The organism is Klebsiella sp. G-Nf4 (genome assembly GCF_002810615.1).
Lineage (GTDB): Bacteria > Pseudomonadota > Gammaproteobacteria > Enterobacterales > Enterobacteriaceae > Klebsiella > Klebsiella variicola.
Window position 1 is genome coordinate 256,098 of record NZ_PION01000005.1, and the last position, 19,882, is coordinate 275,979.

20 protein-coding genes are annotated in these 19,882 nt (G+C 58.1%); 11 read left to right on the forward strand and 9 right to left on the reverse strand.

Annotated features, from left to right (window positions below; translation table 11 throughout):
• Nucleotides 1–89: 89 nt before the first annotated feature.
• The 4 genes from poxB (at nt 90) to CWM57_RS12980 (ending at nt 5,402) form a co-directional block, all read left to right on the forward strand.
• Nucleotides 90–1,808 (forward strand): ubiquinone-dependent pyruvate dehydrogenase, encoded by a 1,719-nt coding sequence (poxB, locus tag CWM57_RS12965; protein ID WP_074386614.1) that lies wholly within the window; start codon nt 90–92, stop codon nt 1,806–1,808.
• Nucleotides 1,809–1,846: 38 nt separating this feature from the next.
• Nucleotides 1,847–2,848, forward strand: coding sequence for a low-specificity L-threonine aldolase (gene ltaE, locus CWM57_RS12970; RefSeq protein ID WP_100676011.1), 1,002 nt, complete (start codon nt 1,847–1,849; stop codon nt 2,846–2,848).
• A gap of 10 nt (nt 2,849–2,858) precedes the next feature.
• Entirely contained in the window at nt 2,859–4,301 is a 1,443-nt protein-coding gene (locus CWM57_RS12975) for an SDR family oxidoreductase (protein WP_100631464.1), read from the forward strand.
• Between the two features lie 87 nt (nt 4,302–4,388).
• Nucleotides 4,389–5,402 carry an NAD-dependent epimerase/dehydratase family protein gene (locus CWM57_RS12980; protein WP_008805828.1) on the forward strand — a complete coding sequence of 338 codons (1,014 nt, stop codon included), beginning with the start codon at nt 4,389–4,391 and terminating at the stop codon, nt 5,400–5,402.
• On the opposite strand, the gene CWM57_RS12985 is transcribed toward CWM57_RS12980, so the two are convergent.
• Nucleotides 5,399–6,229: an N-acetylmuramoyl-L-alanine amidase gene (locus tag CWM57_RS12985; RefSeq protein WP_100631463.1), complete on the reverse strand. Its 831-nt coding sequence runs from the start codon at nt 6,227–6,229 to the stop codon at nt 5,399–5,401. The two genes, CWM57_RS12980 and CWM57_RS12985, sit on opposite strands and share 4 nt — an antisense overlap.
• A 31-nt stretch (nt 6,230–6,260) precedes the next feature.
• Complete coding sequence (locus CWM57_RS12990; RefSeq protein WP_100676012.1) at nt 6,261–7,400, reverse strand: GGDEF domain-containing protein; 1,140 nt, start codon at nt 7,398–7,400, stop codon at nt 6,261–6,263.
• A 362-nt stretch (nt 7,401–7,762) separates the two neighbouring features.
• Here CWM57_RS12990 and yahO point away from each other — a divergent pair, with 362 nt between their 5' ends.
• The 7 genes from yahO (at nt 7,763) to artJ (ending at nt 12,817) form a co-directional block, all read left to right on the forward strand.
• Nucleotides 7,763–8,035 carry a DUF1471 family periplasmic protein YahO gene (yahO, locus tag CWM57_RS12995; RefSeq protein WP_008805825.1) on the forward strand — a complete coding sequence of 91 codons (273 nt, stop codon included), beginning with the start codon at nt 7,763–7,765 and terminating at the stop codon, nt 8,033–8,035.
• Between the two features lie 253 nt (nt 8,036–8,288).
• Nucleotides 8,289–8,804 carry a lipoprotein gene (locus CWM57_RS13000; protein ID WP_100676013.1) on the forward strand — a complete coding sequence of 172 codons (516 nt, stop codon included), beginning with the start codon at nt 8,289–8,291 and terminating at the stop codon, nt 8,802–8,804.
• A 226-nt stretch (nt 8,805–9,030) separates the two neighbouring features.
• Nucleotides 9,031–9,759 carry an arginine ABC transporter ATP-binding protein ArtP gene (gene artP / locus CWM57_RS13005; RefSeq protein ID WP_012968630.1) on the forward strand — a complete coding sequence of 243 codons (729 nt, stop codon included), beginning with the start codon at nt 9,031–9,033 and terminating at the stop codon, nt 9,757–9,759.
• A 20-nt stretch (nt 9,760–9,779) separates the two neighbouring features.
• Entirely contained in the window at nt 9,780–10,511 is a 732-nt protein-coding gene (gene artI, locus CWM57_RS13010) for an arginine ABC transporter substrate-binding protein ArtI (protein ID WP_002896390.1), read from the forward strand.
• 6 nt (nt 10,512–10,517) lie between these two features.
• Nucleotides 10,518–11,234: an arginine ABC transporter permease ArtQ gene (gene artQ, locus CWM57_RS13015; RefSeq protein ID WP_023288989.1), complete on the forward strand. Its 717-nt coding sequence runs from the start codon at nt 10,518–10,520 to the stop codon at nt 11,232–11,234.
• Complete coding sequence (gene artM, locus CWM57_RS13020; RefSeq protein WP_008805822.1) at nt 11,234–11,902, forward strand: arginine ABC transporter permease ArtM; 669 nt, start codon at nt 11,234–11,236, stop codon at nt 11,900–11,902. Before artQ ends, artM begins: the two co-directional genes overlap by 1 nt.
• Before the next feature lie 183 nt (nt 11,903–12,085).
• Complete coding sequence (artJ, locus tag CWM57_RS13025; protein WP_100631461.1) at nt 12,086–12,817, forward strand: arginine ABC transporter substrate-binding protein ArtJ; 732 nt, start codon at nt 12,086–12,088, stop codon at nt 12,815–12,817.
• A gap of 83 nt (nt 12,818–12,900) precedes the next feature.
• Here the strand turns inward: artJ and CWM57_RS13030 are convergent, their stop codons facing one another.
• From CWM57_RS13030 to potG, 7 genes are all read right to left on the reverse strand, one after another.
• The gene (locus CWM57_RS13030; protein ID WP_061155208.1) at nt 12,901–14,373 is read right to left on the reverse strand and encodes an ATP-binding protein; all 1,473 of its coding nucleotides are present in this window, start codon (nt 14,371–14,373) and stop codon (nt 12,901–12,903) included.
• The gene (locus CWM57_RS13035; protein ID WP_025712995.1) at nt 14,370–15,086 is read right to left on the reverse strand and encodes a response regulator transcription factor; all 717 of its coding nucleotides are present in this window, start codon (nt 15,084–15,086) and stop codon (nt 14,370–14,372) included. The genes CWM57_RS13030 and CWM57_RS13035 overlap by 4 nt, the downstream gene beginning before the upstream one ends.
• 78 nt (nt 15,087–15,164) lie before the next feature.
• On the reverse strand, nt 15,165–16,292 hold the full coding sequence (rlmC, locus tag CWM57_RS13040) for a 23S rRNA (uracil(747)-C(5))-methyltransferase RlmC (RefSeq protein ID WP_100631460.1): 1,128 nt from the start codon (nt 16,290–16,292) through the stop codon (nt 15,165–15,167).
• Between the two features lie 41 nt (nt 16,293–16,333).
• Complete coding sequence (locus CWM57_RS13045; RefSeq protein ID WP_008805817.1) at nt 16,334–16,822, reverse strand: YbjO family protein; 489 nt, start codon at nt 16,820–16,822, stop codon at nt 16,334–16,336.
• 57 nt (nt 16,823–16,879) lie between these two features.
• Nucleotides 16,880–17,725, reverse strand: a complete 846-nt coding sequence (gene potI, locus CWM57_RS13050) for a putrescine ABC transporter permease PotI (protein WP_002896372.1) — start codon at nt 17,723–17,725, stop codon at nt 16,880–16,882.
• Nucleotides 17,722–18,675, reverse strand: coding sequence for a putrescine ABC transporter permease PotH (gene potH / locus CWM57_RS13055; RefSeq protein WP_061155211.1), 954 nt, complete (start codon nt 18,673–18,675; stop codon nt 17,722–17,724). The genes potI and potH overlap by 4 nt, the downstream gene beginning before the upstream one ends.
• A gap of 10 nt (nt 18,676–18,685) precedes the next feature.
• The gene (gene potG / locus CWM57_RS13060) at nt 18,686–19,819 is read right to left on the reverse strand and encodes a putrescine ABC transporter ATP-binding subunit PotG (RefSeq protein WP_074386615.1); all 1,134 of its coding nucleotides are present in this window, start codon (nt 19,817–19,819) and stop codon (nt 18,686–18,688) included.
• Between the last annotated feature and the right edge of the window lie 63 nt (nt 19,820–19,882).

Genomic DNA, 19,882 nt, shown 5'->3' on the forward strand with positions numbered 1-19,882 from the left:
AAACCAGCAAAAAATAAGGGGCAATCAGCAACGTAACCTGCAGTTTCATCTAAGCTTGAAGGCGTTATCACAAAAAGGAGATGGAGATCATGAAACAAACCGTGGCCGCATACATTGCCAAAACGCTGGAACAGGCTGGCGTGAAACGTATCTGGGGCGTCACCGGAGATTCCCTCAATGGATTGAGCGATAGTCTGAACCGCATGGGCACCATTGACTGGATGCCCACCCGGCACGAAGAGGTCGCTGCTTTCGCCGCTGGCGCCGAGGCGCAACTGACCGGCGAACTGGCGGTCTGCGCCGGCTCCTGCGGGCCGGGCAACCTGCATCTGATTAACGGTCTGTTTGACTGTCATCGTAACCATGTGCCGGTGCTGGCCATTGCCGCCCACATCCCCTCCAGCGAAATCGGCAGCGGCTATTTTCAGGAGACCCATCCTCAGGAACTGTTCCGCGAATGCAGCCACTACTGCGAGCTGGTCTCCACCCCGGAACAAATTCCGCAGGTGCTGGCCATCGCCATGCGTAAAGCGGTGATTAACCGCGGCGTCTCGGTGGTGGTGCTGCCCGGCGACGTGGCGCTGAAGGCCGCCCCGGAGAGCGCCAGCAGCCACTGGTATCATGCGCCGTTGCCAACGGTCACTCCGGCGGAAGAAGAACTGCGCAAGCTGGCGCAGCTTATTCGCTACTCCAGCAATATCGCGCTCATGTGCGGCAGCGGCTGCGCCGGCGCTCACCAGGAGCTGGTGGAGTTCGCGGCCAAAATTAAAGCCCCCATCGTCCACGCCCTGCGCGGCAAAGAGCACGTGGAGTACGACAATCCGTACGATGTCGGCATGACCGGGCTGATTGGCTTCTCCTCTGGCTTCCACACCATGATGAATGCCGATACCCTGATCCTGCTGGGCACCCAGTTCCCCTATCGCGCCTTCTATCCAACCGACGCCAAAATTATTCAGATCGACATCAACCCCGGCAGCATCGGCGCGCACAGTAAGGTCGATATGGCGCTGGTGGGCGATATTAAATCGACCTTGAAAGCGCTACTGCCGCTGCTGGAAGAGAAGACCGATCGCCACTTCCTGGATAAGGCGCTGGAGCACTATCGCGACGCGCGAAAAGGCCTCGACGATCTGGCTAAACCCAGTGATAAAGCCATTCACCCGCAGTATCTGGCGCAGCAGATCAGTCATTTTGCCGATGAAGACGCCATTTTCACCTGCGATGTCGGTACCCCGACCGTCTGGGCAGCACGCTACCTCAAAATGAACGGCAAACGCCGTCTGCTGGGCTCGTTCAACCACGGCTCAATGGCCAACGCCATGCCGCAGGCCATCGGCGTCCAGGCCACTGCGCCGGAGCGGCAGGTAGTGGCCATGTGCGGCGACGGCGGGTTCAGCATGCTGATGGGCGATTTTCTGTCGCTGGCGCAGATGAAGCTGCCAGTGAAAATTGTCATCTTTAACAACAGCGTGCTGGGCTTCGTGGCGATGGAGATGAAGGCTGGGGGCTATCTCACCGACGGTACGGAGCTCCACGATACCAACTTCGCCCGCATCGCCGAGGCCTGCGGTATCAAAGGTATACGCGTTGAAAAAGCCTCCGAGGTGGATGAAGCGCTACAGACCGCTTTTCGCACCGACGGCCCGGTGCTGGTCGATGTCGTCGTCGCTAAAGAGGAACTGGCGATCCCGCCGCAGATCAAGCTGGAACAAGCGAAAGGTTTTAGCCTGTATATGCTGCGGGCGATCATCAGCGGGCGCGGCGATGAAGTCATCGAACTGGCGAAAACCAACTGGCTCAGGTAAAACAGAAGCCATACTCTGAACCAGAACAAGGAAAAGCCGTGATCGATCTGCGCAGTGATACCGTTACCCGCCCCGGGCGCGCAATGCTGGAAACCATGATGGCCGCCCCGGTCGGGGACGATGTGTATGGCGACGACCCTACCGTCAATGAACTGCAGCGCTATGCCGCCGACCTCGCCGGCAAAGAGGCGGCGCTGTTTCTGCCCACCGGCACCCAGGCCAACCTCGTTGGTCTGCTCAGCCACTGCCAGCGCGGCGAAGAGTATATCGTCGGCCAGGGGGCACATAACTATCTGTACGAAGCCGGCGGCGCGGCGGTACTCGGCAGTATTCAGCCACAGCCGATTGACGCCGCAGCGGATGGTTCGCTGCCGCTGGAGAAAGTGGCGGCGAAAATCAAACCCGACGATATTCATTTCGCCCCCACCCGTCTGCTCAGCCTGGAAAATACCCATAACGGTAAGGTGCTGCCGCGCGACTATTTGCAGGAAGCCTGGGCATTTACCCGCCAGCGCGACCTGGCGCTGCACGTCGACGGCGCGCGCATCTTTAACGCCGTGGTGGCCTACGGCTGCGAACTGCGTGATATCGCCCAGTACTGCGACTCCTTCACCATCTGCCTGTCAAAGGGGCTTGGCGCTCCGGTAGGCTCGCTGCTGCTCGGCAGCGAGGCGTACATTCGCCGTGCCGTCCGCTGGCGGAAAATGGTCGGCGGCGGCATGCGCCAGGCGGGCATTCTGGCTGCTGCCGGGCTGTACGCGCTGAAAAATAACGTGCAGCGCTTGCAGGAGGATCATGACAACGCCGCGTGGATGGCGGAGCAGCTGCGCGCCATCGGCGCCGACGTCACCCGCCACGATACCAACATGCTGTTTGTGCGCGTCGGCGAAGCGCAGGCCTCGGCGCTCGGCGAGTTTATGCAGGCGCGTGGCGTGTTGATCAACGCCTCGCCAATCGTCCGTTTGGTCACTCACCTGGATGTCAATCGTCAGCAGCTGAGCGAGGTGGTCGCTCACTGGCAGGCTTTTTTACAGCGCTAAGGAGTCAGGCGTGTCGCAATCTGTTCTGGTGCTCGGCGCCAGCGGCTATATTGGCCAGCATTTGGTGCGCGAGTTAAGCGCGCGGGGTTATTCAGTGCTGGCGGCGGCACGCCATATCGACCGACTGCAAAAGCTCGATTTGCCCGGCGTCACCTGTCGGTCAGTCGATCTTAATCAGCCGCAGGCTCTGCCTGCACTGCTCGCCGGCATCGATACCCTTTATTATCTGGTCCACGGCATGGGCGAAGGCGGCGATTTTATCGCCCATGAGCGGCGGGTGGCCACGCATGTGCGCGATGCCCTGCGTCAGTCGTCAGTGCGCCAGGTGATATTCCTCAGTTCGCTGCAGGCCCCGGTGCAGGAACAATCTGACCATCTGCGCGCCCGTCAGGTAACCGGCGATGTCCTGCGAGAGTCGGGTGTACCCGTGACCGAACTGCGGGCCGGGATTATCGTCGGCGCCGGCTCTGCCGCCTTCGAGGTGATGCGCGACATGGTTTATAACCTGCCAGTGCTCACACCCCCGCGCTGGGTACGCTCGCGTACCACCCCTGTCGCGCTGGAAAACCTGCTCGTTGACCTGGTTGAGCTGCTGAACCATCCGTCCCGCGAACACCGCGTCTTTGAAGCCGCCGGTCCGGAGGTCTTAAGCTATCAGCAGCAGTTCATTCGCTTTATGGCCGTCAGCGGCAAACATCGCCCTCTCATTCCCATCCCCTTGCCGACGCGCTGGATCTCGGTGTGGTTTCTTAACGTTATCACCTCGGTCCCGCCAACCATCGCCAAGGCGCTGATCCAGGGGCTGAAGCACGATCTGATTGCCGACGACCGCGCCCTGCGCGCGCTGATCCCGCAAACGCTGATCCCCTTCGATCAGGCAGTCCGCCTCACGCTGAAAGACGAAGAGCGGCTGGTAAACTCCAGCGACTGGGGCTACGACGCGCAGGCCTTCGCCCGCTGGCGCCCGGAGTACGGCTACTTTCCGAAGCAGGCTGGCTGTACCGTGACCACCCAGGCGAGCCGCAAGGCGCTGTGGCAAGTCGTTAACCAAATCGGCGGTAAAGAGGGATATTTTTTCGGCAATATCCTGTGGAAAACCCGCGGTGCGATGGACCTGCTGGTCGGCCACCGCTTAGCTAAAGGGCGGCCACAGCGCGACTATTTGCAAACCGGCGATACGGTCGACAGCTGGAAGGTGATTATCGTGGAGGAAGAAAAACAGCTAACCTTATTATTCGGCATGAAAGCGCCGGGCCTGGGCCGGTTAAGCTTTACGATTAACGATAAAGGCGAGCGTCGTGAACTGGACGTGCGCGCCTGGTGGCACCCGCACGGTATGCCCGGACTGGTCTACTGGCTGCTGATGATCCCGGCGCATCTGTTTATTTTCCGCGGTATGGCGCAACGCATCGCCCGGCTGGCCGAACAAATCTCAGGCATAGACGAAGGATAAGTATTATTCTTTCATGATTCTCATTGCATAGTCGGGAGAATCACGGAAAAATGCGCACGAAATTCTTTTCTGGGACAGTTGAGTGATATGAAGGTACTGGTTACCGGTGCGACCAGCGGATTAGGCCGCAACGCAGTGGAATATCTGCGCAATAAGGGCATCAGCGTGCGAGCCACCGGGCGCAACGAAGCGATGGGTAAGCTTCTGAGCAAAATGGGGGCGGAATTCATCCCGGCAGATTTAACCGAGCTGGTCTCTTCGCAGGCTAAAGTGATGCTCGCCGGTATCGATACCCTGTGGCACTGCTCGAGTTTTACATCGCCCTGGGGCACCCAGCAGGCTTTCGATCTCGCTAACGTCCGCGCCACCCGTCGCCTGGGCGAATGGTCTGTAGCATGGGGGGTACGCAATTTCGTCCATATCTCTTCGCCATCGCTCTATTTCGATTATCACCACCATCGCGATATCCAGGAAGATTTCCGCCCGCACCGCTTCGCCAACGAGTTTGCCCGCAGCAAAGCGGCCAGCGAGGAGGTGATCAACCTGCTGGCGCAGGCCAACCCGCATACCCGTTTTACTATTCTGCGCCCGCAGAGCCTGTTCGGGCCGCACGACAAAGTCTTTATTCCCCGGCTGGCGCAAATGATGCAGCATTATGGCAGCGTCCTGTTGCCGCGGGGCGGCAGCGCGCTGGTCGACATGACCTATTATGAAAACGCCGTGCATGCGATGTGGCTGGCGAGCCAGTCGGCCTGCGATCATCTTCCTTCCGCCCGCGCGTGGAATATCAGCAACGGCGAACCGCGCACCTTGCGAAGCATCGTGCAGAAACTGATCGACGAGCTGGGCATCAAGTGCCGGATCCGCTCAGTTCCCTACCCGATGCTGGATATTATTGCCCGCAGCATGGAACGTTTTGGTGATAAAACAGCCAAAGAGCCCGCCTTTACCCACTACGGCGTTTCCAAACTTAACTTTGATTTTACGCTCGACATCACCCGCGCGCAGGATGAACTGGGCTATCAGCCGGTGGTGACGCTTGACGACGGCATTGTGCGTACCGCCGCCTGGCTACGCGACCACGGTAAACTTCACCGCTAACCCTGGCCATATTTTTCTAACAGCGCCTCGGCTATCGCTTCAGTTTGCGCATCCGCTACGCCATCCCAGCGCTGCGGACGGAAGTGCATCTGGAAGGCGATAATCACCCGCTTCTTCTGCGCGGGGGTCATCTCCGGCGTCACCTGATAGCCGTAGCGCGCCAGTAAATCCAGCACCACCTCTGGGTCAACGGGATCGCTGGCCGGCCGTCCGTTCAGATAAAAGGCCACTCGCTGCTCGTCAGGCCAGGCGCCAATCCCCTGCTGCGCCAGCTGTTGCCAGGGAAACAGCGGCCCCGGATCGTCTTTACGCTGCGGCGCGATATCGGCATGGGCCACCACGTTCTGCGGCGCGATGTGGTAGCGGGTGATAATATCGCGCGCCAGCGGGATCAGGGCCGCTATCTGTTCCGGATGGAAGGGGGTAAAGCTTTTGACGCCCGCCGTCTTCTGCCAGCCGCGGTTCTCCAGCTCAATGCCGATGGACGTATCATTGATACGCGTACTGCCGCGCCAGTAGCTCACCCCGGCGTGCCAGGCTAAATCCTCTTCCGGCACCAACTGCCAGATCCGCGGTTTATGATGATAACGCGGCGGCTGCTCGGGGATTAAATAGTGGGAGCTGACCTCTTTATCGGTCAACGTCGCCAGAGAAACATCAAAATTGTCTGCCGTATAGTGGATCACCAGCACTTTTATTCGCGGATAGGCCGCCTGCGCCGGATAGCGAGTGTCCAGCTGGTATCCATCGCGATCGATAATTCCCTTTTCCCCGGCACAGCCGGTTAGCAGCAGCGCCAGCAGGGCGATCCGCGCAATCCGTTTCATCCCTTCTCCCTCGCCCGGCAGTGGAGCCGGGTTAATAAGACCATTGATTACGTCCTTTATTTTTAGCCTGGTACAACGCACTGTCCGCCCGGGCGATGAGCGCCTCCACCGGGACCGTACCATCGGAAGCCACGATCCCCATACTGACGGTCACTACCTCCGCCACCGCTGAGGCTTCATGCGGTAGGGCCGCGTCGTGGATTTTCTGCTGAATGCGCTCGGCAATGGCGGTGGCGTGCGCTAAGGAAACCCCGGGCAGCGCCACCACAAACTCCTCGCCGCCGTAGCGGGCCACCAGATCGTCCTCAGCCCGCACCGCCATTTTAAGCACCTGCGCGACAGACGATAAGCAGTCATCGCCGGCCTGATGACCGTAATGGTCGTTATAGCGCTTAAAGTAATCGACATCGATCATCATCAGCGCTAAAGGTGCTTTTTGCTCCCAGAGCTGCGCCAGAAAAGCATTCAGTGCCCGGCGGTTGGCCGTTCCGGTTAAGGCATCCTGGTTGGCGATACTTTCCAGCCGATGGATAAGCTGCATATTTTCCTGGTGCGTATCCCAGGCTTCATCATACCAGCGCTGCAGAATACGCCGCCCATAAAGCAAAATCGCCGTAAAAATAGCCCATAAGGTCAAAAATCGTACTTCAGCGTCATAGTGAATCTGCACCCCTGCCAGCAAGGCGGTCACCCACATCGGTAGCATAAAGGCGATAATTCCGGGCCAGTGGTGATACAGCGCGGTGAGGCCGGTGGTCATTAAAATCACCAGCAGTGGCCAGGCGAAGGGCAACGTCCAGAAAAAGATAAAACAGTAATTACTTAGGGACCAGCACAGGCTGAGCGCCAGCAGCAGCCCGGTAATAACATTCAGCGTATATCGCCCCTGCGCCAGCCGCGGCGTGACGGCGATGACCGCTAAAATAGTCGAAATAATAATGACCGCAATCAGCGCCACTTCAATATAAGGAATAACCGCCTGGTGCGTCAGTAACTTCTGATCAAAATAAGTGAAGATGAAATTACGGAAGAAAATCATTAACGCGAAAGCGATGTTGACGAAGGCCAGCCAGGGCATACTCATCGACAGCGCATGTCTCTGGACATTATCTCGGGTGGCCCACAACGCGGCTCGCTGCTCCCGCGCACTCTCTCGCTTATTCGTTAACATCTTGTCTCCCTGGTGACCTGCATGACCATGGGCGTAGCCCCTGCTCTTCTTTATGATAAACCATGTTCCCGGGAATGTCTGTCAGCGCCCCCGCCCCCTTCTCCTGCCGGCGCCTCAGCTAATTTTCAGCTAACAACAGTGGAAAAAGGTCTGGCGCCGCCCCTATGTTCATCCGGCAAAAAAAAGCAAGAATTATCAATGAGAACCACGTCATCTTTTGTTTAAAAAATAGTTACCTAAACGTCATAAAATTGCAGTATTGCACTTGAAAAAAAAGCGGCGTTAGTACAATCTGAAACCGCTCATTGGTCAGTTAAAACAAGAGCATGATGATAGCAAAATAAACAATGGAGTTTAAAAATATGAAATATGCAGCTTTAGTGGCAGGTGCAGCATTGTTTTTAACGGCGAACGCCTTCTCCGCTGAGATTTTAACGAAAGAAGCCTTTAATAAGGTCCATACGCAATATACCAAAATCGGCACCATTTCCTCTACTGGCCAGACTGCGCCGAGCGATGCCCGAGAAGAACTGATTAAAAAGGCCGATGAAAAAGGCGCGGACGTTATCGTGCTCTCCTCCGGTAATACCGATAAAAAACTGCACGTCTCCGCTAACATCTATAAGAAGAAGTAATTAATCTTATATCTCAAGAAACATTATCATATTGCCGGGTAATGTTTCTTGTTTGCTCAAAAAGTCTGTTTATTTTTAAACGGCGTCTGGTCTTTCCTGCCTTAATATCACTCTGTGATGCTCATTGTCGATTTCCTGCCCTAAGGCCGTAGTCACATCAAGGTCTTAGCTCTTTGCGTCAAGTACAATCCGCACGCTATACGCTATGCTTTAACGGAAACTGAAAACGTAGTTTGCTTATAAGGAAATCATCATGCGCTACAAACTTCTTGCTGTACTTCTCCCTTGCGCGCTGGCGCTCAGCGCCTGTACGACCGTCACCCCGGCCTATAAAGATAATGGCACTCGCAGCGGCCCCTGCGTTGAAGGCGGCCCTGACGACGTAGCGCAAAAATTCTATGACACCCAGATCCAGAACCGCACTCAGGATCCGGCAGCACTGCGCCCCTATCTGAGCGACGGACTGGCGCAGTTACTCAACGACGCCCGCCAGGATCCGGCCAACAGCAAACTGTTACAGGCTAACCCGTTCTCCAGCAGCAGCACCCCGGCAGACAGTGCCGTCGTTGCCAGCGCCTCCACCATCCCGAACCGTGATGCGCGCAATATTCCGCTGCGCGTCGAACTGAAACAGGACACCCAGAGCTGGAAAGATGAAGTGCTGATGATCCAGGAAGGCCAGTGCTGGGCTGTCGATGACGTCCGCTATCTCGGCAACAACAGCCATGCGCCAGCCGGGACGCTGCGACAGAGTCTGGAGAAACGCTGATTCCGGAGTTGAAGCCACCCCGCTGAAACGATAACCCCGGTAAAATGTCGGTATTCGCCCCGGGAATGCCGACATTTGCGCCTCCCTCACCCGCCAGGCCATATTTTGTGCTAACTTTAAAGCTAAACGTGGTTTAGATTTAACTTTTAACGCATAAATATTGCATAACTATTCTGCCAAAGGTAGTATTTGCGGCCTCAATAGCTATTCGTATCAGACTGCCCAGATGAGTATTAAACTAAACGGCATTAATTGCTTCTACGGCGCGCACCAGGCGCTGTTCGACATCACGCTGGATTGCCCGCAGGGGGAAACGCTGGTGCTGCTCGGCCCCAGCGGTGCCGGGAAGAGCTCGCTGCTGCGCGTACTCAACCTGCTGGAGATGCCGCGTTCCGGTTCGTTATCCATCGCTGGCAACCAATTCGACTTCACCAAAGCGCCGTCCGATAAAGCGATTCGCGAGCTGCGTCAGAACGTCGGCATGGTCTTTCAGCAGTACAACCTGTGGCCGCACCTGACGGTGCAGCAAAACCTGATCGAAGCACCCTGTCGCGTACTGGGGTTAAGCAAGGATCAGGCGCTGGCTCGTGCAGAGAAGCTGCTGGAACGCCTGCGTCTGAAGCCCTACAGCGATCGCTATCCGCTGCATTTATCCGGCGGCCAGCAGCAGCGTGTGGCTATCGCCCGCGCGCTGATGATGGAGCCGCAGGTCCTGCTGTTCGATGAGCCTACCGCGGCGCTCGATCCGGAAATCACGGCTCAAATAGTCAGCATTATCCGCGAGCTGGCTGAAACCGGCATCACCCAGGTTATCGTCACCCACGAAGTTGAAGTGGCGCGCAAGACGGCCAGTCGGGTGGTGTATATGGAAAATGGCCATATCGTCGAGCAAGGGGATGCCTCCTGCTTCACGCATCCGCAAACTGACGCGTTTAAAAACTATCTTTCACATTGATGTTTTTCGGGGAAATGACGATGAAAAAAGTACTGATTGCCGCCCTGCTCGCAGGCATGAGCCTCTCCGCTTCCGCCGCGCAGACCATTCGTTTCGCCACCGAGGCCTCCTACCCTCCGTTTGAACTGGTGGACGCCAACAACCAGATCGTCGGTTTCGATGTCGATCTGGCGAACGCGCTGTGTAAAGAGATCGATGCCACCTGTACCTTTACCAACCAGGCCTTTGACAGCCTGATCCCGGGACTGAAATTCCGCCGTTTCGACGCGGTCATGGCCGGGATGGACATCACGCCGGAGCGTGAAAAGCAGGTGCTGTTCTCTACCCCGTATTATGACAACTCGGCGCTGTTCGTCGGTCAGCAGGGTAAGTTCACCAGCATTGACCAGCTGAAGGGCAAAAAAGTGGGCGTGCAGAACGGCACCACCCACCAGAAATTCATCACCGATAAACATCCGGAAATTACTACCGTTCCTTACGACAGCTACCAGAATGCGAAGCTGGACCTGCAGAACGGTCGTATTGACGCAGTCTTTGGTGATACCGCCGTGGTCACCGAATGGCTGAAGAGCAATCCGAAGCTGGCGGCCGTGGGCGACAAAGTGACCGACAAAGCCTATTTCGGCACCGGGCTGGGCATTGCCGTGCGTCAGGGCAACACCGATCTGCAGCAGAAATTTAACGCTGCGCTGGAAAAAGTGAAGAAAGACGGCACTTACCAGACCATCTATAACAAATGGTTCCAGAAGTAAGACTGAATGAACGAAATTTTTCCATTAGCAAGCGCCGCCGGGATGACCGTCGGCCTTGCCGTTTGCGCGCTCGCCATCGGCCTGGTCCTGGCGATGCTCTTTGCGGTACTGGAGTCAGTGAAATGGCGTCCGGTAGCCTGGCTTGCAACCGGCATTGTGACCATTCTGCGCGGACTACCGGAAATTCTGGTGGTGCTGTTTATCTATTTCGGCTCTTCCCAGCTGCTGCTGACGCTCTCTGACGGTTTCACCATCCCGCTCGGGTTCACGCAGATCCCGGTGCAGATGCAGATTGAGAACTTTGACGTCAGTCCGTTCCTCTGCGGGGCGATCGCCCTGTCGCTGCTGTATGCCGCCTACGCCTCGCAAACGCTGCGCGGCGCGCTGAAAGCGGTTCCGCAAGGGCAGTGGGAGTCCGGCCAGGCGCTGGGCCTGTCGAAAGCCGCGATTTTCTTCCGCCTGGTGATGCCGCAGATGTGGCGCCATGCCCTTCCCGGTCTCGGTAACCAGTGGCTAGTGCTGCTGAAGGACACCGCGCTGGTGAGCCTGATCAGCGTCAACGATCTGATGCTGCAGACCAAAAGCATCGCCACTCGCACTCAGGAACCCTTTAACTGGTATATCATTGCGGCGGCAATCTATCTCGTCATCACCCTGTTGAGTCAATACATCCTTAAGCGGATTGACCAGCGTGCGACGCGCTTCGAACGGAGACCAGGCTGATGCTCGACTACTTACCCGAACTGCTGAAAGGGCTTCATACCAGCCTGACGCTGACCGTGGCGTCGATTATCGTGGCGCTGATCCTGTCGCTGATTTTTACCATAATCCTGACGCTGAAAACGCCGGGGCTGGTGTGGATAGTCCGCGGCTATATCACCCTGTTTACCGGTACGCCGCTGCTGGTGCAGATCTTCCTGATTTACTACGGCCCCGGACAGTTTCCTTCGCTGCAGGATTATCCGTGGCTGTGGCATCTTATCTCCGAACCGTGGCTGTGCGCCCTGATCGCCCTGTCGCTTAACAGCGCCGCCTACACCACTCAGCTGTTTTATGGCGCCATCCGGGCGATCCCCGACGGGCAATGGCAGTCCTGCAGCGCGCTGGGGATGAGTAAAAAGGATACCCTGGCGATCCTGCTGCCCTATGCCTTTAAGCGTGCGCTGTCGTCCTATTCCAACGAAGTGGTGCTGGTTTTCAAGAGTACCTCTCTGGCCTATACCATCACCCTGATGGAAGTGATGGGCCATGGCCAGCTGCTGTACGGACGCACCTACGACGTGATGGTGTTCGGCGCCGCCGGGATTATCTATCTCATCGTCAACGGACTGCTGACGCTGCTGATGCGCCTGGTGGAACGTAAAGCGCTGGCCTTCGAGCGACGTAACTAGCGACTGAGCATATTGCATAAAAAGCAGACAACAAGACGGACAAGTCTAACACCTGTCCGTCTTTTTTTATGCCATTAAAAATACTTAATCATTTTTATTGCATATAAATTCATTTAATGGCATTGTCACTCTATGCCGCAGACACGGCGAATAATCATAAGATTGACAGACGGGAGTTCCACGATGAAAAAGTTAGTTCTGGCTGCACTGCTCACCACGTTCACCTTCGGCGCTGCCGCCGCAGAGAAAATCAGCTTCGGCGTGTCCGCAACCTATCCGCCGTTTGAATCGATGGATGCCAATAATCAGATTGTCGGTTTCGATCTCGACCTGGCCAAAGCGCTGTGCAAACAAATGCAGGCAGAATGTACCTTTACCAACCACGCGTTTGACAGCCTGATCCCGGCACTGAAGTTCAAGAAATATGATGCGGTGATTTCCGGAATGGATATTACGCCGGAACGGAGCAAGCAGGTGGCCTTCACCGACCCGTACTACGCCAACTCCGCGCTGGTGATCGCCAAAAAAGACGCGTTCCATTCCTTCGATGACCTGAAAGGCAAACGGATTGGCATGGAAAACGGCACTACTCACCAGAAATATCTGCAGGATAAACATCCTGAGGTGAAGACCGTCGCCTATGACAGCTACCAGAATGCGATTATCGATCTGAAAAATGGCCGTATCGACGGCGTGTTCGGCGACACGGCGGTGGTCAACGAGTGGCTGAAAACCAACCCGCAGCTGGGCGCAGCCACGCCGAAAGTGACGGATCCGCAATACTTCGGCACCGGACTCGGCATTGCTGTGCGCCCGGATAATAAGGCGCTGCTGGAGAAACTGAACACCGCGCTGAAAGCGATTAAGGCCGACGGTACCTACCAGAAAATCAGCAACCAGTGGTTCCCGGAGTAACTTTTTTGCCGGGTGGCGCTACGCTTACCCGGCCTACTCTTTCCCCGTAGCCGGGTAAGGCGTATCCGCCATCCGGCAATATCTCAAAGTGGCACGAAGAACCTGAACCGCGCCCCGCTTACCGACTCCACCAGTCTGATACCGCCTCCGTGTAGCTCCAACATTCGTTTCACAATCAGCAGCCCTAACCCGCCGCGATCCTCCCGCGATGCCTGGGTAGACAACGCCGATGGCCGCTGGAACAGATCGTCGCGCAGCGCGGCATCGACGCCCGTTCCGTTGTCTGCCACTTCCACCTGGAGCTGTTGATCCTCCTGCCAGACCGCCAGACGGATCTCCCCGCCGACGGGAGTATGCCGCATCGCGTTATCGAGCAGGTTGGTCACCACCCTCTCAATCATCGACACATCGGCGTTAATCAGCGGCAGCGGTCCCGGCACATCAATATGCAGGTTCACCTCGCGCGTGCGGGCAGTTAATTCAAACTTCTGTGCGACATCGGAGATCAGCTCCCCCATCGCGAAACGCTCGCGCTGTGGCTTAATGCCCCCGTGCTCCAGTCGCGCCAGCTCAAACAGCTGCTGCGAGAGATGGCGCACTTTGTTGCCCTGACGCAGGGCGATGGTGAGATATTGCCTGCGCTCCTCGGCAGTCAGCCATTCGTCCTTCAGGGTCAGCGTTTCCAGATACCCCAGCAGCGATGTCAGCGGCGTGCGCAAATCGTGGGAGATATTGGCCACAAATTCGCGGCGCTGGCGGTCGTTGTCGGCCAGCCGATCCCACTGGCCGGCTATCTGCTGCGCGAGGTCAATAAAACGATTCTCGAGCATCGCCACCTCGTTACCTGGCTGCGGCTCCGGCGTGCGGGCCGCCAGGGTTTTGATAGCGCTGATGCTGTCCTGACCGCTCGCCACGACCTGGGCGGTGAGCAGGCGGACCGGCCGGGTGACCCAGAACCATGCCAGCCCCCCTGCCAGAAGGCCAAACAGGGCCACCAGCAGCAGCGTCCACAGAACAATGCTCCACAGCGTTTTTTGCCAGGCGTCGGCCGCCAGCTGATTAAACGTCTCTCCCTGCAAAATGATATACAGGTAGCCGCGCAACTGCCCGTCGACGCGCAGCGGGGCGGCGCTGAAGACTTTTCGTCCGTCGAGACTACGCGGATCGTCGCCATACACCGGCGACGCACTGCCGGTGAGAAAAGCCTGCACCGGCGCCATATCGATACGCTGGCGCTGGATATGTCCCGGCGGCGCCGCATCGGCCAGCAGGTCGCCATCCGGCGACAGCAGATAGAGCTCCACGCTGGGGTTAAAGGTCATCAGGCGGTCAAACAACGACTTCAGGGTTTGTCGGTTGACCTCGCCGTGGGCGTCCACCAGCGGCTCGCGGGCCACAATCTGCTGAGCCAGCCCGGCGGAGAGGCGCTGCACCATGGCGTTGCCATACTGCGCGCTGCTGTGTAACTGAACGGCGCACACTGCCGCCGCGCACAGTAGCAACAGGGAGACCACCACCAGCGCCAGCCGCTGGCTGAGGCTTAAGCGGCGGATCACGGGGCGGCCTCTTGCGACACCGGGGCGAACTTATAGCCTTTACCCCAGACGGTAAGAATAATGTCCGGCTCCGCCGGGTCACGTTCGATTTTGCTGCGCAGGCGGTTGATATGGGTATTAACCGTGTGCTCATAGCCCTCGTGCTGATATCCCCAGACCTGCTCCAGCAGCGCCAGCCGCGAAAACACCTCACCGGGATGGCGGGCGAAGTAATAGAGCAGATCGAATTCGCGCGGCGTCAGGTCCACCACCTCGCCGCGCAGCTTCACTTCGCGCGACAGCGGATCGATGCTCAGGCCATGGCAGGACAGGCGCCCGGCGTCCATCAGCAGGTTCTGCCCCATCGCCTCCTGGCGACGAAACAGCGCTTTGACGCGGGCGATAAGCTCCAGCAGTGAAAAGGGCTTCGCCAGATAATCATCGGCGCCCATCTCCAGGCCCAGCACGCGGTGCATTTCGCTGGTGCGAGCGCTGATGATAATCACCGGCAGGTAACGGGTCATCTGACGGATACGCCGGCAGATCTCCAGGCCATCGACGCCAGGCAGCATCAAATCAAGGATCACCGCATCCCAGACCTGTTTTTCCAGCTGGACAAGGGCCTGGTCGCCGTCGGCTTCATGCACAATCTGATAGCCCTCATCCTGAAGATTGAGCCGCAGCAGCGTGGCAATATCCTCGTCATCTTCCACCAGCAGAATGGTTTTGGCCATTAGATTCCCCCCACCAATAACAAAACATGCAGCGCCAAGCTTACCTGATTTCAGCGGCGCAAAGCCTTCACATTTTGTTTAAACTTCGCGGACCAGCAGGGTCAGCACTTCGTAGTGCGCGGTGTGAGGGAACATATCAAACAGCTGGACCCGCTCGACGCGATAGCCGCGAAGACGGGCAATATCGGTCGCCATGGTGCGAGCGTTACAGCTGGAATAGATGATATAGGGCGGCGCCATGCGGCTTAAATAGTCGCACAGTTCGGCGCCAATGCCGCGGCGCGGCGGGTTGACCAACACCAGCTGCGGGATATCCGCTTCATGAGTGGCGAACTGCGTCGAGTCCAGCGCCTGAAAATGCAGATTGCTGAGCCCCAGCTGCGCGGCTGACTGTCTGGCGCAGGCGATCGCTTCCGGGGCAATCTCGATACCGGTCAGGCGCATCGCCGGCGTCGCGCAGTGCAGGCCAAATCCCCCGACGCCGCAAAACAGATCCCACATATGCTGGACCGGCAGCGCGCGCACCCAGTCGCGGGCGGTGGCATACAGCCGACTGGCTACCGCCGGGTTGGTCTGAAAGAAACTTTGCGGGCGGATCCACAGCGGCACCTCGTTAAAGACCTCCCCCAGCGCCTGCTGTTCGGTGAAGAAGATCTCCTGCTCGCCTTCCATGATTGCCATATGCACCGGCTGGATATTCGCCGTGATCACCTTGAGCTGCGGGAGCTGCGCCTGCAGCCACGGCAGCGCGGCGCGCAGCTGAGCCAGCTTGGCCTCTGAGCGCAGTACGAAGCGCAGCATCATCTCCCCCTGCTGGCTGGCGGTTAGCAGCAGATATTTCAGCTCCCCGCGCTTGCGCGCGACGTTATAGGGGGTTAACCCGGCGCGGGCGATAAAGGGCTTCAGGACGGCAAACACCGGCGCAAACGATGAAGGATAGAGCGGGCAGTCGGTGAGATCCACCGGGGTGCCATCGCGATGCAGCATCCCCAGCAGCGGACGCTCAACGCTGCCGCTGACCACCATCTTGGCCTTGTTACGAAAGGCCGTCTCTGGCCCGCTGACCGGCTCGCCCCAGGCAGCGACCGGGATCGCCGCCAGCAGCGTGCGCAGATCGGCCATTTTATCGGCGAGCTGTTGCGGGACCGGCCGCTCCAGCCATTGACAGGAGCGGCAGCGGCCGGCTTCGTAGAGTGCGCAATGCATAATTGACCTTCAAAAATCCAGGGGCGGGGATTGTATCACCGTTATTGCAGGCGGAAAAACCGACGGCAGTTCGCCGGCACAAACAGCAGCGTCAGAACCAGCAGATCCGGCAGTTTTTGCATCACCAGCGAGTGGAAGATCTCCCGTTTGGATTCGCCGGGAATGCTGAACAGTTCCGGATAACCGTAGCCCAGCGACGCCGCCCACAGGTAGCCGGCGGCGATAATCTGCGTCAGCAGATAGACCCAGCGCGCCCAGTTGCGCCCTTTCACCAGCGAGAAGGCGCACCAGATTTCGACAAATACCAGCGCCAGGCTGCCGAGGAAGACCAGCGTCAGGTTCCAGGTCTGGACGCTGCGGTGTATGAATTCGTTCAGCCCCTGCAGACCCAACAGATTGAGGATCATCAGCAGGTCCAGAGCGCGGATCAAAATAATAGCAAAGGCCGCCACCTGCACCAGCGCAGGGACGTTAAGGCGGGCATGCGATGAGCGAGTTTTCGTAAACAATCCCAACGTAATGTCTTCCATGAAAACGGCGCCACAGGGTGGCGCCGACCGGAGGCTGCTGTACCGATTTTAGGTGGTTCAGCCTTGTCTTGCACGCTGGATATCGCGCACTCGCTGCTTTTCTGCGCGGGCCATCAAATACCAGGCGATAAAACCAACAATACCGACCACGCCAAGGATGAGCGTCGCCAGGGCGTTAATCTCCGGGTTGACCCCCATACGCACGCTGGAGAAGACCAGCATCGGTAACGTCGTGGCCCCGGGACCGGAGACAAAGCTGGCGATCACCAGGTCATCCAGCGACAGCGTGAACGCCAGCAGCCAGCCGGAGATCACCGCTGGCATAATCATCGGCAGCGTGATGACGAAAAAGACCTTCAGCGGCGCGGCGCCCAGATCCATCGCCGCCTCTTCGATCGAGTGGTCCAGCTCGCGCAAACGCGAGGAGATCACCACCGCCACGTAGGCGGTACAGAAGGTGACGTGCGCCAGCCAGATGGTTAACATCCCGCGGTCCGACGGCCAGCCAATGGCATGCCCTAGCGCCACGAACAGCAGCAGCAGCGAGAGACCGGTGATCACGTCCGGCATGACCAGCGGCGCGGTGATCATAAATGCGAAGCCGTTAGACCCGCGAAAGCGTCCAAAGCGCACCATCACCACCGCGGCGATGGTACCGAGGATCGCCGCCGCCGTCGCCGCGCAGGCGGCGATGGTCAGGCTCAGCCCTACCGCGCTCATCATCGCATCATCGTGGAACAATTCGCTATACCAGCGCGTCGACCACCCGGCCCAGACCGTCACCAGTTTCGAGCTGTTGAACGAGTAGATCACCAGCATCAGCATCGGGGCATAGAGGAAGGTGAACCCGAGCACGAGGATCAGAATGCGCCACGGCGAGCGTACTACCGGCAAGTCGTTCATCCCTGCTCTCCCATCTGTTTTTGCTGGTGCTTGTGGAACCACATGATCGGCACGATCAGCAGCAGTAGCATGACAATCGCCACCGCCGAGGCGACCGGCCAGTCGCGGTTGTTAAAGAACTCCTGCCACAGCACGCGGCCAATCATAATGCTATCGGGGCCACCCAGCAGTTCCGGGATCACGAACTCCCCCACCGCCGGGATAAACACCAGCATGGAGCCGGCGATAATGCCGCCTTTGGTGAGCGGGACGATCACCTGGAAGAAGGTCTTCAGCGGCCGGGCGCCGAGATCCAGCGAGGCCTCCACCAGCGAATAGTCGATGCGGGTCAGCGCGGTGTAGATCGGCAGCACCATAAACGGCAGGTAGGCATACACGATACCGATATACACCGCCAGGTTGGTGTGCAGGATCTCCAGCGGCTGATCGATAACCCCTAACCACAGCAGGAAGTTATTCAACACGCCGTTGCTTTTCAGCAGCCCCATCCAGGCATAGACGCGGATTAAGAATGACGTCCACGACGGAAGGATCACCAGCAGTAGCAGAATATTGCGCGTCGACGGCTTGCTGTGCGCCACCGCCCAGGCCAGCGGATAGCCCAGCAGCAGGCAGCAGATCGTCGATATGCCCGCCACCTGCAGCGACTGGAGATAAGCTTCAAAATAGAGCGGATCGTCGGTCAACTGCAGGAAGTTGGCAAAGTTGAGGGTCAGCGTCAGCTGGCCATCCGCCCACTCCATCAGTTCGGTGTAGGGAGGGATCGCCCGCGCCATCTCGGCAAGGCTTATCTTGAACACGATCAGGAACGGCAGCATAAACAACAGGATCAGCCACAGATAGGGCAGCGCAATCACCAGCTTGCGGCCATGCGCCATCTGCAGGCGTGCCACCCACAATGCGAAACCGCCCGGTTTTTTCTCCCCTGACGGGGATTCAACGGTACTCATCGCCCTCTCCTTACACCGTCAGCACTACGCAGCTGTCAGCATCCCAGCATAAACGCACCTCATCACCCCAGGTGGGCGTCCCTTTCCGATGGCGGTGTTCATTCTGCAGCTGGGCACTGATCATCTGCCCGCTTTGCAGGCGCACATGATAGATAGAGAGATCCCCCAGATAGGCGATATGTATCACTTCGCCGACGGCAAAATTGTAGCCGTCCGCTGGTGGTTCTTCGCACAGCATGATCTTCTCCGGGCGCAGCGCCACCCAGACCGGCACGTTGTCCACCACCGACGCGTCGGGGTCGACCTTTAGCGGGTGCACCAGTCCTGGCGAACTCAACACCAGGCCATCCTCCAGACGCTCCTTCACCAGGCCTTCAAAGACGTTTACCGAGCCAATGAACTCAGCGCTGTAGCGGGTGGTCGGGTGCTCGTAAATCTCTTCCGGTTCGCCAATCTGCACAAACTTGCCGCGGTTCATGATGGCGATACGGCCCGCCATGGTCATCGCCTCTTCCTGGTCGTGGGTCACCATTACGCAGGTCACGCCAACGCGTTCAAGGATATCCACCACCTCAAGCTGCATGCGATCGCGCAGCTTTTTGTCCAGCGCGCCCATCGGCTCATCGAGCAGCAGCAGCTTCGGCCGTTTCGCCAGGCTACGCGCCAGCGCGACACGCTGGCGCTGGCCGCCAGAGAGCTGGTGCGGCTTGCGTTTGGCATACTCCTGCATATGTACCAGGGCCAACATCTCCTGCACCCGGGCGGTGATTTCCGCTCTGGGCAGGCGATCCTGCTTCAGGCCGAAGGCGATATTCTGCTCAACGGTCATATGGGGAAACAGGGCGTAGGACTGGAACATCATATTGATAGGCCGCTGATAGGGCGGCACGCGCGCCAGATCCACGCCGTCGAGCATAATCTGCCCGGCGGTCGGTTGTTCAAAGCCCGCCAGCATGCGCAGCAGCGTCGACTTCCCGCAGCCTGATGCACCCAGCAGAGCAAAAATTTCGCCTTTGTAGATAGTGAGACTGACGTCGTCGACCGCGTGCTGGCCATCAAACGACTTGGTTAAGTTACGGATTTCCAGTAGCGGGGTCAGCGCTTTGGGGGCTTTCGCCTGTGGGCGGGGCATTACGTCGTTCAATCGGGTGCTCTCCGGCAAAAAAACGATCACCATATGGTCCGGTGCCATACTTCGTGCTTAACA